Here is a 15,272-nt window from a genome sequence, read left to right as displayed (position 1 = left end):
AATAAAAAATCCCCCTAGTAATAATTTTCCTACAAAGGGGATTTTTTCAAAAATTATATGCTTGGATCTATTGACTAAGTTGTTTTTCAACACTCTGAGGTTAATCCATTTATGGGATTAACCTACTTTATTTCATCAGTCTATAAACTCTCTTAACTCATTCACAACTTCTTCAACCGTTAAATCCAAATATTTTGTGGTAACTTCTAAATTACTATGCCCTAAAGCCTTGCTGATTAAAGCTACATTGCAACCCTTTTTCAATAATTTCTTTGCAAAGCCTCTCCTAATAGCATGTGGATTAATATTTTTTAATCCATATTGTTTACTGTACTTTGTTAATTTCTTACTAATTGCATTACTAGTTTTATTTATGACTGATTTTCCGTGCATAGTCACAAATACTAAAGTGTTATCTTGTTTGTAGTATTTTTTAATTCGATTTCCAACTTCAATTAATACATTCAAATATTTCTCGGTTTCATTGCTAAAAGGTATCTTAAGTTGCTTTCTACCTTTCAATAACTCTCCACTTAAATTTAATGTATTAGTCTTAAAGTCAATATGGTGAACCTCTAAACTTGAGAGAGTTCTAATCCGAATACCTGTTTCCCACATTAACATAACTGCTACTGCATCACGCATTTGTACATAATTACTGTAATCCAATAAGGAAAGTAACACACTAATCTCTTGCTCTGTTGTACCTTCTTTTATTTTTTGGTCAACTTTTATACGAATAGATGTCCAGAACTTGTTCTCTAACCATCCGTTATTAAAGAAACGACTTAATACTGCTTTGAGTTGTTTTAGACGTGTATGCTTCGTTTGTGTGCTTACTGGCATACTATCTAGCCACATATAAATTTTATCATTAGTAATTTCATGAACATATGTGACTTTAGTTATTTTTACAAAACTTTCAAAGTAGTAATTGTAATCTTGAATTGTTCTTTGACGAAAACCGCTGACGTTCATCTGTTTTAAGACGGTTCTTATTGCATCATTTACTGTTAACTGGTCAAATGAAGAAGTATTTACTTTTTTATTGTAAATTTTCTGCTCACTTTCACCTTTTTTCGTCTCTAATTCATCTAATGCGATATCAAAAATACCTAACCTACTGTTTCTGCCCATAACAAAAAGCCTCCAATTAATGAATTATCGTCCGAGTAATGAAAAGGTAATTTTATACCTTAGTTCGATTACTGTTCGGAGACTTCCATTAATTGAAGACTTTAAAAACGTTGATATAATCACGTTTATCCACCTATGTATTGGTGGAGACGGTGGGAGTCGAACCCACGTCCAAGAATATCGGCACTTAAGCTTCTACGAGCGTAGTCACTGTATTAGAATTTTGCATACCATTTGGCCCAATGACAGGCTTCCTGATAGCTAGTCTGATTAATCTCTTCCATTCCCCTCAGACGGCGAGGTCCGGCGTAGCCCACTAATGAGTGAACCCCTCTAAGCTATGCACATGGGCGATACATAGGAGGAGCCTTTAGTGCAATTAAGCAGCTAAAGAGAAATTGTTGTTTTTGCCAGTTATTGGCTTTTGCGTTTTAACGAGGCCGACCCCTCGACTCGCAACTTAAGCTCGAACTACCCCTGTCGAATCCGTAACGTCCCCATATAAAATGCTCACATAACTTATTCAGATATGTTCGCTATGAGTGACTTACGAAGCATAAAGCAAAGGCTTCATAATCTATAAAATCTGCACATCGTGCAATCATTTATGTTGCTGATTAACTTACAAACCTATTATAGCATATCAATCTAAAGTTGCAATTAACAATTGTTTCTAAAAGAAAAACAGAATTCCAATGCTTCAACATTTATCCAATTAGATTCGCTGACGATCCCTGAATGCACGCTCTACTTCACGTTTTGCTTCTTTTTTCTTTAAATCATCACGTTTATCATATTGTTTCTTACCTTTACCTAGTCCAAGTAATAGCTTAGCATAGCCATTTTTCAAATAGATTTTCAATGGAACAAGAGTATAACCTGTTTCCTTTGTATAACCGATCAACTTCACGATTTCTCTATTATGTAGTAGTAACTTTCTAGTACGTAATGGTTCATGATTGTATCGATTACCTTGTTCATATGGACTAATATGCATATTATGAAGCCATACTTCTCCACCTTGAACTCGTGCAAAGGAATCCTTTAGATTAGCTTTTCCAGCACGTAATGATTTTATTTCAGTACCTTGTAATACGATACCTGTTTCATATGTTTCTTCGATAAAGTAATCATGATATGCTTTTTTATTTTGAGCAATTACTTTCCCTTCACCTTTTGGCATAAATAACACCTCTCTATCTTTACTTATTTTACCATAAATTATGTTAGTATACATAAAGCAGTGGACAATTTTGTCCACTGCTTTTTAGTTACTATCGTTTTTTAGTACCCTTTGCTACTTTTTCATAAAAAGGTTTGTTCTTTTTGCTCTTGCTTTTGCTTTTCGTTGGATTAAAACGATCATCGCGTTTATTTCTAGATGATTTACCACCACGTCCGCTTTCTCTCTCTTCATTTCGAGGTGAACTATCTCCTCGTCTTCCACGAGAACGGCCACTACGTGAGCTGTCTCCATTTCGATCTGATGAACCTCTTCCGCGTCCACCTCGTCCTCTACCGCCACCAGAGCCACCGCCAAGATTTACTGGTCCTCTACCGCCGCTTCTACGAGGTTTGTTCGATTTCATGCCAACAATTTCAAAATCAATTGCTCGTTCTTCTTTATTAACATTAACTACACGAACTGATACTTCATCACCGATTCTGAAGATTTTCCCAGTTCTTTCTCCAATCATCGCGTAAGTACGCTCGTCATAGTTATAGTAGTCATCTGATAAATCAGCAACTCGAACTAATCCTTCAATTGTATTTGGCAATTCAATAAACATACCGAAATTCGTTACAGAACTAATAATACCTTCATATTCTTCACCAATTTTATCAAGCATGTACTCTGCTTTTTTCAGATCATCAGTTTCTCTTTCTGCTTCAACAGAGCGACGCTCCATATTGGATGCATGTTCAGCAATTGCAGGTAATTTATCATCCCACTCACGTTTTGTATCATTATCCATTTTTCCATCAATTAAATATTTACGAATTAATCGATGAACAATTAAATCCGGATATCGACGAATCGGTGATGTGAAATGAGTATAATACTCCGCTGCCAATCCAAAATGCCCAAGATTATCAGCCTCATATTTCGCTTGTTTCATCGAACGAAGCATAACTGTTGAAATGACTGTTTCTTCTGGTTGCCCATGAACCATATCTAGAACTTGTTGCAACGCTCTCGGGTGAATTTCATTTCCAGCACCTTTTACTGTATAACCAAATGATGCAATAAATTCAAAGAATCGTTGTAATTTTTCTTCTTTTGGATCCTCATGAACACGATACATAAATGGTACATTTAGCCAATGAAAATGCTCAGCAACTGTTTCATTCGCTACTAGCATAAATTCTTCAATTAGTTTTTCTGCAGTTGAGCGTTCACGAATGACGACATCAGTTGGATGACCTTCTTCATCAACTAATACTTTTGATTCTTTAAAATCAAAATCAATTGCTCCACGAGTCATACGTCTATTACGTAAAATTTTTGCTAACTTAGCCATGTCCTCAAACATTGGGACTAACGGTTCGTAACGTTCACGCAATTCATCATCTTGCTCATCTAATATTTTATTTACATCGCTATATGTCATTCGTTCAGTTGTCTTAATAATACTTTCAAAAATTTCATGCTTAACAACTTCACCTTTTTGGTCAATTTCCATTTCACATGAAAGTGTAAATCGATTTACTTTTGGATTTAACGAACAAATACCATTGGATAAACGATGCGGGATCATCGGTATAACTCGGTCAACTAAGTAAATACTTGTTCCACGATCATGTGCTTCTTGATCAATTGGTGAGTTATCCGTCACGTAGTATGAGACGTCAGCAATATGTACCCCTAACTTGTAATGACCATTCTCAAGCGCTGTTACTGTAACGGCATCATCTAAGTCCTTTGCATCTGCTCCATCTATCGTTACAATTTGTTCATCACGAAGATCACGACGAGTACCGATAGCTGATTCATCAATCTCATCCGGTACAGCATTCGCTTGATCCATTACATCCTTAGGGAATTCTTGAGGTAAATCAAACTTATGAATTACCGATAGAATATCAACACCAGGATCATTTTTATGCCCTAGAACTTGAACTACAATACCCTCTGCATTTTTCCCATTTTCAGGAAACTGAGTAAGCTCTACAACAACTTTGTGACCTTCTACTGCGCCTTGAGAATTACTCTTTGTTATAAAAATATCACTTCCGAATCGCTTATCATCAGGAATAACGAAACCGAAACTTTTTTGAGCCTGGTATGTACCTACCATTTTCGTTTGACCACGTTCAACAATTTTTACAATTGTCCCTTCTCTACGTGCATCACTTTTTTCTTTTGTAATTCGAGCTAAAACGATGTCTCCATGTAAAGCACCATTTAAATCTGATGGTGAAATAAATACATCTTCTGCTCCTGCTTCTTCTGGAATGACAAACGCAAAACCTTTAGCATGGCCAGTTAATTTACCTCTAACTAAATTAGATTGATCAGGTAAACTGTACTTATTATTTCGAGAACGTACAATATAACCTTCATCCTCTAAAATAACGAGTGTTTTTACTACTTCTCGAAAGTCACTTGCATCAGTCAACTCCATAGCCTCTTCTATTCCTTGGATATTTAAAGGCTTATAATCCTCACTTTTCATCAATTCCAATAATTTATCTTTCCATTGTTGATTCATAATTTTCCCTCCTTTTTTCTTACTGTTAAGGGTATTTAATTTAAGTTTGTCCAGAAATATTTCATTCTACCATTCCAATTCATTAAGAAATGCTAGTACATCTTCATGTAACATGTCTTTTTCCTGTCCAAGCGTAATAACATGTGTTGAATTTTCATACCACTTTAATTTTTTCTGATCAGATTGAACTTCATTATAAATAATATTTGCGCTGTCAGTATTAATCATCTCGTCAACAGTAGATTGTACGACAAATGTTGGTGCATATACTGTATCAACATTTTCACGGACTTCTTTAATTAATCCTTGAAGAGCTTTTAATGTATTCATCGGAGTTTTTTTAAACTCTTCCATTTCTACTTCAATTTGTTCAGGAGATTTCCCTTCACGTTTTTTAAACTCTCTTGTGTATGCTAAGACACCTTCATACATAATTTCTTCACTTTTTATATACATCGGCGAACACATGGTGACAATACCATTTAAAGGAACAGTATAACCTAGCTTTAGTGCAAATACTCCACCTAAAGATAGACCTACCGCCGCAATTTTTTGATGCCCTTTATCTTTTAAAAATTCATAAGCTTCGATTACATCTTTCCACCAGTCCTCTGGTCCAGTATGAACAAGCTCATCTGGTGGCACACCATGTCCTTTATAATGCGGTGCATGGCAAGTATATCCTTGTTTTTCTAAAAAACGGCCAAGCATACGAACATCCGCAGAATGTCCTGTAAATCCATGTAATAATAAAACTGCTCGATCTCCACCTTCAAACGTAAATGGCTTCGGCATTGTTACTCTCATATATACTCACTCCAAAACTTTTCTATCCATTTTTCTTTCGTTACTTTTATCATACCTTTAAATGACTTCATTCATTTAATAATAAATCGTTATCTTCTCATTACTAAATTTTAATCTATCAATAATAAGAATTAACTAATTTTACGTAAAGATTCTTTTATTTTACCTTTCATTTCAAAGATTTACCAATAAACAGTTTTTTTAATTAACTTGTTATGATTTAATAATAGGTGTGGTAATAATATGTTGGTCATTTAACCAATAAAAGGAGGATACGTTATGTTTAATAATGTTGAAGAATTTATTACTGAATGGAAAATGGAAGAAGCAAACACAATCAAATTACTAAATGCTATGACAGATGAATCACTTGATCAATCAATTGGTGAAGATTTTAGTTCATTAGGAGAATTAGCTTGGCATATGACTACAGCAATTAAAGCGATTATTTCACAATCCGGATTACAATTCGAAGCATCTATGAGCAAAGAAGAAATGCCTGCAACTGCGAAGGAAATTGCTGAAAAATATGCAGAGGCTAGTAAAGCTATGATTGAAGCAGCACAAAAAGAGTGGAAAGAAAAAGATTTAAACCAAATCATTAACGCTTTTGGATTCCTTGAAATGCCTATCCATGCATTACTTCGTATGGCAATTTCACATCAAACGCATCACCGTGGGCAAATGACAGTCCTTATGAGACAAGCAGGACTAGCTATTCCAGGAATGTACGGTCCAAGTAAAGAAGAATGGGCTGCGATGAAAAGATAATCAACATAAAAAATACAGCCAGAGTTGGCTGTATTTTTTTTCTAATCATTAAGAAAAATATCTTCCTGTTCGAGAGAAGTTATTTTTCCTGATTTAGCATCAATCTCAATTGAATATTTTGTATGGTCCTTCATCAATTCAATACTGTAATGGAATTGATGATCATCTTTTTCTTTTTCTATTTCAGTAATCGTACCATCATTTACTTGTTCTAATGCAATTTCTTTCGCTTGTTTATGTGTAATAACAAATTCATTTTTATATAATAGATCTAATGCCTTATCATCTAGCATATCCCGTTCGTTTACTTCCCTTTTGACTTTTGCATTTTTTGCGTCAACAATCAATTTTTTTTTATGATTTTTCTCATAAACTTCAACTTCGTATGTAGATTTATTCTCTTTTTCTATACTTGTTACTAGTTTATTCGAGTCTTTTTCTATTTTGGATACTACTTCTTTTTTTGAAAGGTTTTGGGTAGTTTGATGATTACACCCACTAATCACTACTACAAAGATTAAAATAAAAAAGCCTAATTACCTTTTATTTTTAATTTTAATTACAATTAACGTGAATTGTGTAACTTAGTCTTAAGTATAAAAAAAAGACACCTAAAATGATGTCCTATTTATTACAATTTTTTAACAATAAAAAAGCTACCTTTCTAGGCAGCTTGTTTATTACAGTTTAAAATATGTTACAGCAATCGTTAGAATGAAGAATAAAACTGCTACAACAACTGTTATTCTTTGTAAAACTAGTTCAAAACCACGAGCTTTTTGCTTGCCAAACAGTTGCTCAGCACCACCAGATATCGCACCTGATAGGCCGTTACTTTTACTAGATTGAAGTAAAACTAAAACAATCATAAGTACTGAAACAATAATTAAAAGTACAGATAAAAACGTATGCATTTCTTCACCTCCACAGTAAAATACTGTTACTTCTTATTCTACTATGAACAATACTATACTTCAATATGAGAGTACAACACTAATGAATTAAGATAGTTTCTTCTATCCAAGTTTTTACATCTTGATGAACTTCATCTTTATTTGTTTCATGAAGCATCTCATGGCGTCCTTCTTCATATAATTTCAATTTTACATTTGTGCATCCAATCTCTTTATATAGCTCATAAACTTTCTTTACACCGTCACCATTTTGACCAACTGGATCTTTATCTCCTGAAAAAATATAAATTGGCAATGAAGTTGGTGTCTTCTTTATTTCTTCTTTACGATGTATAATTCCGATCCCTTTCAACAGTTCACGATAATAACTTGATGAACAAATAAAACCACAAAATGGATCTTTTATATAGCGATCAATCTCAGCTTCATCTCTTGTTAACCAGTCATATTTTGTTTTAGGAAACTTAAAATGATTATTGAAGTTTCCGAAAGTTAAAAAGTCTAAAATTTTACTTCTTTTATTAGCACCAATCAAAAATGCTTCTGCGCTTGAAATAAAGACCCCTAATTTTCTAAGTATTCCAGGATCGTATCCAGTACCTGAAATAATTAGCCCATCGTATAGTCCTCCATTTAATTGAACTACTCGTCTGCTTAAATAAGATCCCATACTATGACCAAATAGAATTAAAGGAATATCTTTTATTTCTTTTCTAATCATCTTACTTATAAAAATGATATCTTTAGCAACTTCATCCCAGCCAATTTCTTCACCAAAAAAACCTAGATCATCTTCAATTGCGGCCGTTTTCCCATGACCTCTTTGATCATGAATAAAGACTGCAAACCGATTATGAACTAAATATTCAATAAATTTATCATAAGCTCCACCATGCTCTGCCATTCCATGTACAATTTGAATCACAGCAATTGGTTCAGCAGGAATATATTTTCGCAAATAGATTTTTGTTCGATCCTTCGCCGAAATTAATCCTTCCCAATTATTCATTTTTATGCCCCTTCATCTCATATGTTGTAAAAGATACTAATAAGAAAAAACAAGTGAAATAGATTATTTCTAATCGTATGTATTTAAATGTAAACTCATCACCTAATAATCTCCAAAAAACAATTACTATTGAAAGAATAACAATCATAAATGGAAGTAAATATGTTTTAATAGTATACCAAATATAATCTTTTAAGTATGCGAAAAAGTTCATAATTATCCTCCCAACTATATGCCACTCAAATCCATAATTCAATACTAATCCAAATTTCCTTATTCAACAGGTTAATTTTTAACAATTTTTCATCAATTTGATGAACTTTTTATGTCAAAAGTTAAGCTAATTTTTTTCTAAAGATATTACTATTGATGTTTGAATTGAGATAAAAACAGAATGAATGGGGGATTCGAAATGAAAAGAAGCATTCAAACAATTTTAAGCATTGTCTTTGCAATTGTAATGCTTGTCTTGTTCGCCATTTTCTTTGTGAAAGACGATTCTTATCGGTATCCAATCGCACTAGGTGGAATCGCTTGTGCACTCGCGCCGCTCATACTAGATAAGTTTTTTAAAATTCGATTTGCATCTCCTTTTATTCTCTCTTATTTTGCTTTTTTAATAGGGTCACTATGTCTTGGTTCAATGCTTAGATTTTATAGTTTAGGCTGGTGGGATACGTTTTTACATTTTTTAAGTGGTACGCTAGTCGCGTTTTTAGCCATTGATTTGATGGGAAAATTGACAACCAAACAATCTCGGAGTGAAATGTCCGCTGGATTCATTTTTCTATTTGTATTTGCTTTTGGCGTATTTTGTGGGGCCGTATGGGAGATTTGGGAATTCAGTAGTGACCAATTCTTTGGAACTAATACTCAAGGCGGAGGTAATTTTGATACAATGACAGATATAATCGCAGACTCAATTGGAGCTCTCATTATCGCATTTGCGTTTGCTAGAAGATCCAAGAAAAAATAAAAATTAGATTGAAATATCCAAAAAAAAGAGAAGGAGAAAAACCTTCTCTTTTTTTTGATTATTCTTCATCATTCCACAAATTTATAAGCCAAATTAAACAATTCACTTAGACTATTATATTTCTCTTTTTATTACTTTTTACATAATGATATACGCCATTTCCATCTTGCTCACGTGCTTTTACAATGTCGAAGAGCATCATAATTCGTTTTTTTATATGATCAGCGAATGACATCCAAAAGATTTGTTTTACACAAAAAGAATAATAAATAAATAAATAAAAATAAAACCTGACTATTTTTCAAGAAATAATCAGGCTCTAAACACTCTAATTTTTACGATTTTACTTCGACTATGACATTCTTCATTATCTTGAACATTGGTACCATAATGATTATTCCAATGATGAATAATACCGCTGAAAATTGATAAATTGTAAATAAAGAAAATTGTTCTTTTAAAACACCTGATAAGCTCATTGTAATGACCATTGAGCCCATAAATAATGGAGTTAATATGCCGTTCACTCTACCTACAAACTTTTCATCCGTATTTTTTAAGATAATTGTATTAATTCCAATATGAAGTGCAGGCATAAATAGCCCTATAAAGAACTCGGCTAAAAGTGTAAGCCAGAATAATTGAGACCAACCTATTACAAAAATACCGATAGCATTAACAGCCATACCAATCAATAATAAAACATGCGGAGCTAGTTTATTAGAAATGACCATAATTAGGCCACCCCCAATAATCATAGCCGCACCATTTGCAGCGAATAACCATTGTAAGTAATCTTTATCTAGGCCTAATCGTTCAGTAACTAGAAAAATTGCTAATGGGTGGATAAAACCGATACCCAGTCCTGCTGCTGCAAAAACCCCGCCTAAAAGGACAAGAATTTTCCTTGTCCACACATATTGAAATCCTAGTTTCATCTCTTCCCATAAAGAAGAAGCTTGATCAACTACTTTTTCCTCTTCCTGATCTTTAGGTAACTTTGTTAATACTAAAGCTGATAAAAGAAAAGCAATTCCTACTATGCCCATCGATACAAACATTCCTGCTTGTTGAAATACAAATGTTCCTAATACAGGACCTAAGATCATAAAGATTGCCATCATTGTTTGAAATAAAGACATACCAGCTTGCATTTGCTCCATTGGTACATGAACCTTAAATAACTTCATATTAGATGGCTGTGAAAATTGTGACAAGATTGCTGAAACCAATGTTGCAAAAAATACGAACTTCCAAGTCCCATACATTAGTGCTAGAAGTATAACAAAAATTGATGCCGCACTTAACAGATCACACCAAATCATTGTACGCTTTGGTTTCCAACGATCGGCAAAAGTACCACCGATAAATGAAAAGATAAAAATAGGTGCAAATTCAGCAACAGAAATCAATGATACGGCTGTTGCATCACCATTTGTCTTTTCTACAACAAATAATAAAATTGCAAAATTACGAATCCAAATACCAACTTGAATAAACAAACCTGCTGAAAGAATCGTCTGGATAAAAGGATTTTTTAGCAAGGAAGCCATTGAGGGATTGGAAGGTGTTGGAGTAGTTTTAGTCATTTTTTCCTCCTCTTATATAAATTTCTTGAAATCAAAGATTGTATAAAAAATTTGCAGTTATATCACTCAGGTAAAAACATATGTTCTAAATAATTAGGAACGTATGTTTTTATCTTAACATTAAATTCCTTTAATAATCAATCTATTTTTTTTATTCTTTTATTTATCTCCTGTAAAAAAATGTATCGAAACTATTTAATGACATTTTTTTACCTTCTAAATTTGTTCTCATAACAACCAGTAATTCCTAAAAAACTCTGCTAATATATAATCAATATTTCTATATATAATTCTATTTATTACCAAAAAAGGGAGCACTCAATGAAAAGAAAAGGACTATTTTGATAGCTAGCAAAACTTTATTTTATTTAATCTCTGTCACTTTAACTGTTTTTTATTCTTCAATTCCTTCCAATTTTGTCCATCCAAGCGATCTAATTAGGCTAATAATATTTGATACCTCAAGTATATTCATTTCTGTTATTGGAACGTGTAGAATTTGGGTATTTAATAAAAAAGAAAAGATTTTAAACTCTGTGTTTTTTAGGCAAAAAAAAAGAGAAGGTGACGATCCTTCTCTTTTTAACATGTCTATAATGGATTATGTTTTTTGTTCATGCACTGAGTTTTGATTAAATTATTTTCTTAAGTTGTAGAAAGATTTTAATCCTTGGTATACTGCGCTTTCGCCTAACTCGTCTTGAATACGTAATAATTGGTTGTATTTTGCAATACGGTCTGTACGAGAAGCAGAACCTGTTTTAATTTGACCAGCATTTGTAGCAACTGCGATATCCGCGATTGTGCTATCTTCAGTTTCACCAGAACGGTGAGAAACTACTGCTGTGTAACCTGCACGTTTAGCCATTTCGATTGCTTCGAAAGTTTCAGTTAATGTACCGATTTGGTTAACTTTGATAAGGATTGAGTTTGCGATACCTTTTTCAATACCTTCAGCTAATTTTTTAGTGTTTGTAACGAATAAATCGTCACCTACTAATTGTACTCGGCTACCTAAACGTTCTGTTAATAATTTGTGACCATCCCAGTCATTTTCATCTAAACCATCTTCGATTGAAAGGATAGGGAAATCATTGCAAAGTTGCTCGTAGAAATCAACCATTTCAGCTGAAGATACACCAGTGCGTCCTTCACCTGCAAGATCGTATTTACCAGTTTCTTTGTTATAGAATTCAGAAGAAGCAACGTCCATTCCTAAGAATACTTGCTCTCCAGCTTTATAACCAGCTTTATCAATTGCTTCCATGATTACTTCTAAAGCTTCACGGTTTGAACCAAGGTTTGGAGCGAATCCACCTTCGTCACCTACAGCTGTGTTTAAACCTTTGTCATGTAATACAGCTTTAAGATTGTGGAAAATTTCAGTACCCATACGAATTGCTTCTTTAAAGCTATCAGCACCTACAGGTAAAATCATGAATTCTTGGAAGTCTACGTTATTATCAGCATGAGAACCACCATTGATGATGTTCATCATTGGAACTGGTAATTGTTTCGCATTAAATCCACCAAGGTATTGGTATAATGGTAAACCTAATTCATCAGCTGCTGCACGAGCTACTGCCATAGATACACCTAGGATTGCGTTAGCACCTAATTTACCTTTGTTTTCAGTACCATCTAGCTCAATCATACGACGGTCGATTGAAACTTGGTCAGTTACTTCGAATCCAACGATTTCTTCAGCTAAAACATCATTAACATTAGCGACTGCTTTCTCAACACCTTTACCAAGGTAACGAGATTTGTCTCCATCACGTAATTCAACAGCTTCATATTCACCAGTTGAAGCACCACTTGGTACTAGTGCACGGCCAAAGCCACCATCTTCTGTATAAACTTCTACTTCAACAGTAGGGTTACCACGAGAATCTAATACTTCGCGAGCATAAACATCAATAATCATTGACATAATAAAATCTCTCCTTTTGTTGCGATATACGCATAATTAAAAACTTTTTATATTAACTGTTCACTTATTTAATAAGTGATTTACCAGTCATTTCTTTTGGTTGTTCTACTTTTAATAAATCAAGAACAGTTGGAGCTAAATCACCTAAAATACCATCTTCACGTAGGGTAATACCTTCTTCAGTTACAATAACTGGAACAGGATTAGTCGTGTGAGCTGTCATAGGTTCACCCTCAGGTGTAATTTCTTCATCTGCATTTCCATGGTCAGCTGTAATGATTGCTTTTCCGCCTTTAGCTAGAATTGCATCAACTACTTCTCCTAAACATTCATCAACCGCTTCAATTGCTTTAATTGTCGGCTCAAGTTTTCCTGAATGTCCTACCATATCTGGATTTGCAAAGTTCAAGATGATTACATCATGCTTATCTGCAGCAATTTCTTTAAGTAATGCATCTTTTACTTCATAAGCACTCATTTCAGGTTTCAAATCGTAAGTCGCAACTTTTGGCGAGTTAATTAAAATACGTTCTTCACCTGGGAACTCTGCTTCACGGCCTCCACTAAAGAAAAATGTAACATGAGGATATTTTTCCGTTTCAGCAATTCGTAATTGTTTTAGGTTGTTTTGAGATAAAACTTCACCTAAAGTGTTATCTAGGTTTGTTGGTTTAAATGCAACATAACCTTGTACAGTTTCACTAAAATGCGTTAAGCAAACGAAATGAACATTTTTCGGGAACTTACTTCCACGATCAAAGTCACGGAAATCATCGTTTGTAAATACATTTGAAATTTGAATTGCTCTGTCAGGTCGGAAGTTGTAGAAGATGATTGAATCATCATCACTTATTGTTGCAACTGGAGTTCCATCTTCTTTTACCATTACAGATGGTAATACGAATTCATCATGGATACCGTTCGCATACGAATCTTCAATTAATTCATATGGATTTGTATAAGTTGGACCTTCTCCATATACCATTGCACAATAACATTTTTCTACACGGTCCCAACGTTTGTCACGGTCCATGGAATAGTAACGGCCAGAAATTGTTGCAAATTCTCCGACACCATATTCTTTAAACTTTGCTTCTGTTTGATCGATATATTTTTTAGCTGTAGTAGGACCAACATCTCGTCCATCAAGGAAAGCATGTACATAGACCTTTTTCATACCTTCTTCAGCAGCTAATTTTAATAAAGCAAACATGTGATTAATATGACTATGAATACCTCCATCAGACAGTAGACCAAAAATATGTAATGCTTTATCTTTTTCTTTTGCACTTTTAATTGCATCGATGAATGTATCATTTTTTTCGAATTCGCCTTCACGAATTGCCTTATTTACGCGTGTTAAGCTTTGATAAACAATTCGTCCCGCTCCGATATTCAAATGACCAACTTCAGAATTACCCATTTGCCCTTCAGGTAGACCTACTGCTTCACCGCAAGCAGTTAATTGTGCGTGAGGATATTTATTCCAATATCTATCATAATTTGGTTTCTTCGCTTGTGCAACAGCATTTCCAAATGTTTCTTCACGCAAACCAAATCCATCTAGGATAATTAACGCTACTGGTTGTTTACTCATTACTTAACAGCCTCCAATAATGCAAGGAAAGAAGCTGGTTCTAAGCTTGCTCCACCTACTAACGCACCGTCAATATCAGGTTGAGCCATATATTCTTTAATGTTTTCAGGTTTTACACTGCCGCCATATTGTACACGTACAGATTCAGCAACAGTTCCATCATAAAGACTTGCTACAACATCACGAACAAATTTACATGAATCTTGTGCATCTTTTTCTGTTGCAGATTTCCCTGTTCCAATTGCCCAAATTGGTTCATAAGCAATTACTAAATTCTTTACTTGCTCGTCTGTAAGACCTGCAAGATCAGCTGTTAATTGAGTACGAATAACTTCCTCAAATTTACCGCCTTCACGTTCTTCAAGTGTTTCTCCACAGCAAAGAATTGGTGTAAGTCCATGTTCAAATGCTTTTTTTGTTTTACTATTAATAAACTCATCTGTTTCGCCATAATATTCACGACGCTCAGAATGTCCGATAATGGCATAAGTTACACCTAAATCTTTAAGTGCTACTGGGCTAATTTCTCCAGTATAAGCTCCACTATCTTTATCACTTACATTTTGAGAACCAATTTTTAATTCAGTTCCTTTTACACCATACAACATAGGTGCAATAAATAATGCAGGCGCACAAACTGCTGAATCTACTTTATCAGATGATGGAATGCTATTTTTTACTTCCTCAACGAATGTCATTGCTTCGTTAAGCGTCTTATTCATTTTCCAGTTACCTGCGATAATTGGTTTACGCATGAGAAACACCTTCCTAACAATTGTAAGACATAACATCTTACTCTATTTCAAATACTAAATATTGTAAAGCT

At 33.9% G+C, this 15,272-nt stretch carries 14 protein-coding genes and 1 other RNA gene; 2 read left to right on the top strand and 13 right to left on the bottom strand.

What is annotated here, in order from left to right:
- Positions 1 to 135: 135 nt before the first annotated feature.
- From RAH41_RS21645 to RAH41_RS21625, 5 genes are all read right to left on the bottom strand, one after another.
- Complete coding sequence (locus RAH41_RS21645) at positions 136 to 1,137, bottom strand: site-specific integrase (RefSeq protein ID WP_331225343.1); 1,002 nt, start codon at positions 1,135 to 1,137, stop codon at positions 136 to 138.
- 141 nt (positions 1,138 to 1,278) lie between these two features.
- Positions 1,279 to 1,636, bottom strand: a transfer-messenger RNA (tmRNA) gene (gene ssrA, locus RAH41_RS21640).
- Between the two features lie 216 nt (positions 1,637 to 1,852).
- Positions 1,853 to 2,320, bottom strand: a complete 468-nt coding sequence (smpB, locus tag RAH41_RS21635) for an SsrA-binding protein SmpB (protein ID WP_056469927.1) — start codon at positions 2,318 to 2,320, stop codon at positions 1,853 to 1,855.
- 91 nt (positions 2,321 to 2,411) lie between these two features.
- Complete coding sequence (gene rnr, locus RAH41_RS21630; protein ID WP_331225342.1) at positions 2,412 to 4,850, bottom strand: ribonuclease R; 2,439 nt, start codon at positions 4,848 to 4,850, stop codon at positions 2,412 to 2,414.
- A gap of 66 nt (positions 4,851 to 4,916) precedes the next feature.
- Entirely contained in the window at positions 4,917 to 5,657 is a 741-nt protein-coding gene (locus RAH41_RS21625) for a carboxylesterase (RefSeq protein WP_331225341.1), read from the bottom strand.
- 279 nt (positions 5,658 to 5,936) lie between these two features.
- Here RAH41_RS21625 and RAH41_RS21620 point away from each other — a divergent pair, with 279 nt between their 5' ends.
- Positions 5,937 to 6,428 (top strand): DinB family protein, encoded by a 492-nt coding sequence (locus RAH41_RS21620; protein WP_331225340.1) that lies wholly within the window; start codon positions 5,937 to 5,939, stop codon positions 6,426 to 6,428.
- Between the two features lie 41 nt (positions 6,429 to 6,469).
- Here the strand turns inward: RAH41_RS21620 and RAH41_RS21615 are convergent, their stop codons facing one another.
- From RAH41_RS21615 to RAH41_RS21600, 4 genes are all read right to left on the bottom strand, one after another.
- Positions 6,470 to 6,934, bottom strand: coding sequence for a PepSY domain-containing protein (locus RAH41_RS21615; RefSeq protein WP_331225339.1), 465 nt, complete (start codon positions 6,932 to 6,934; stop codon positions 6,470 to 6,472).
- 174 nt (positions 6,935 to 7,108) lie between these two features.
- On the bottom strand, positions 7,109 to 7,342 hold the full coding sequence (secG, locus tag RAH41_RS21610; RefSeq protein WP_025569105.1) for a preprotein translocase subunit SecG: 234 nt from the start codon (positions 7,340 to 7,342) through the stop codon (positions 7,109 to 7,111).
- Between the two features lie 79 nt (positions 7,343 to 7,421).
- On the bottom strand, positions 7,422 to 8,351 hold the full coding sequence (locus tag RAH41_RS21605) for an alpha/beta hydrolase (protein WP_331225338.1): 930 nt from the start codon (positions 8,349 to 8,351) through the stop codon (positions 7,422 to 7,424).
- The gene (locus tag RAH41_RS21600; protein ID WP_331225337.1) at positions 8,344 to 8,565 is read right to left on the bottom strand and encodes a hypothetical protein; all 222 of its coding nucleotides are present in this window, start codon (positions 8,563 to 8,565) and stop codon (positions 8,344 to 8,346) included. Before RAH41_RS21600 ends, RAH41_RS21605 begins: the two co-directional genes overlap by 8 nt.
- A 198-nt stretch (positions 8,566 to 8,763) precedes the next feature.
- Between RAH41_RS21600 and RAH41_RS21595 the strand changes: the two genes are divergently transcribed.
- On the top strand, positions 8,764 to 9,327 hold the full coding sequence (locus tag RAH41_RS21595; RefSeq protein WP_331225336.1) for a hypothetical protein: 564 nt from the start codon (positions 8,764 to 8,766) through the stop codon (positions 9,325 to 9,327).
- A 335-nt stretch (positions 9,328 to 9,662) separates the two neighbouring features.
- Here RAH41_RS21595 and RAH41_RS21590 read toward each other — a convergent pair whose 3' ends face one another.
- From RAH41_RS21590 to tpiA, 4 genes are all read right to left on the bottom strand, one after another.
- Positions 9,663 to 10,916 carry an MFS transporter gene (locus RAH41_RS21590; RefSeq protein ID WP_331225335.1) on the bottom strand — a complete coding sequence of 418 codons (1,254 nt, stop codon included), beginning with the start codon at positions 10,914 to 10,916 and terminating at the stop codon, positions 9,663 to 9,665.
- Between the two features lie 637 nt (positions 10,917 to 11,553).
- The gene (gene eno, locus RAH41_RS21585; RefSeq protein WP_331225334.1) at positions 11,554 to 12,849 is read right to left on the bottom strand and encodes a phosphopyruvate hydratase; all 1,296 of its coding nucleotides are present in this window, start codon (positions 12,847 to 12,849) and stop codon (positions 11,554 to 11,556) included.
- A 64-nt stretch (positions 12,850 to 12,913) separates the two neighbouring features.
- Positions 12,914 to 14,446 (bottom strand): 2,3-bisphosphoglycerate-independent phosphoglycerate mutase, encoded by a 1,533-nt coding sequence (gene gpmI, locus RAH41_RS21580; RefSeq protein WP_331225333.1) that lies wholly within the window; start codon positions 14,444 to 14,446, stop codon positions 12,914 to 12,916.
- Complete coding sequence (tpiA, locus tag RAH41_RS21575; RefSeq protein ID WP_331225332.1) at positions 14,446 to 15,201, bottom strand: triose-phosphate isomerase; 756 nt, start codon at positions 15,199 to 15,201, stop codon at positions 14,446 to 14,448. The genes gpmI and tpiA overlap by 1 nt, the downstream gene beginning before the upstream one ends.
- Between the last annotated feature and the right edge of the window lie 71 nt (positions 15,202 to 15,272).

Origin of the sequence: Gottfriedia acidiceleris (genome assembly GCF_036421055.1) — a bacterium.
Classification (GTDB): domain Bacteria; phylum Bacillota; class Bacilli; order Bacillales; family Bacillaceae_G; genus Gottfriedia; species Gottfriedia acidiceleris_C.
The sequence above is the reverse complement of the archived record's forward strand: the minus strand, read 5'-3'. Positions and strand labels throughout refer to the sequence as shown.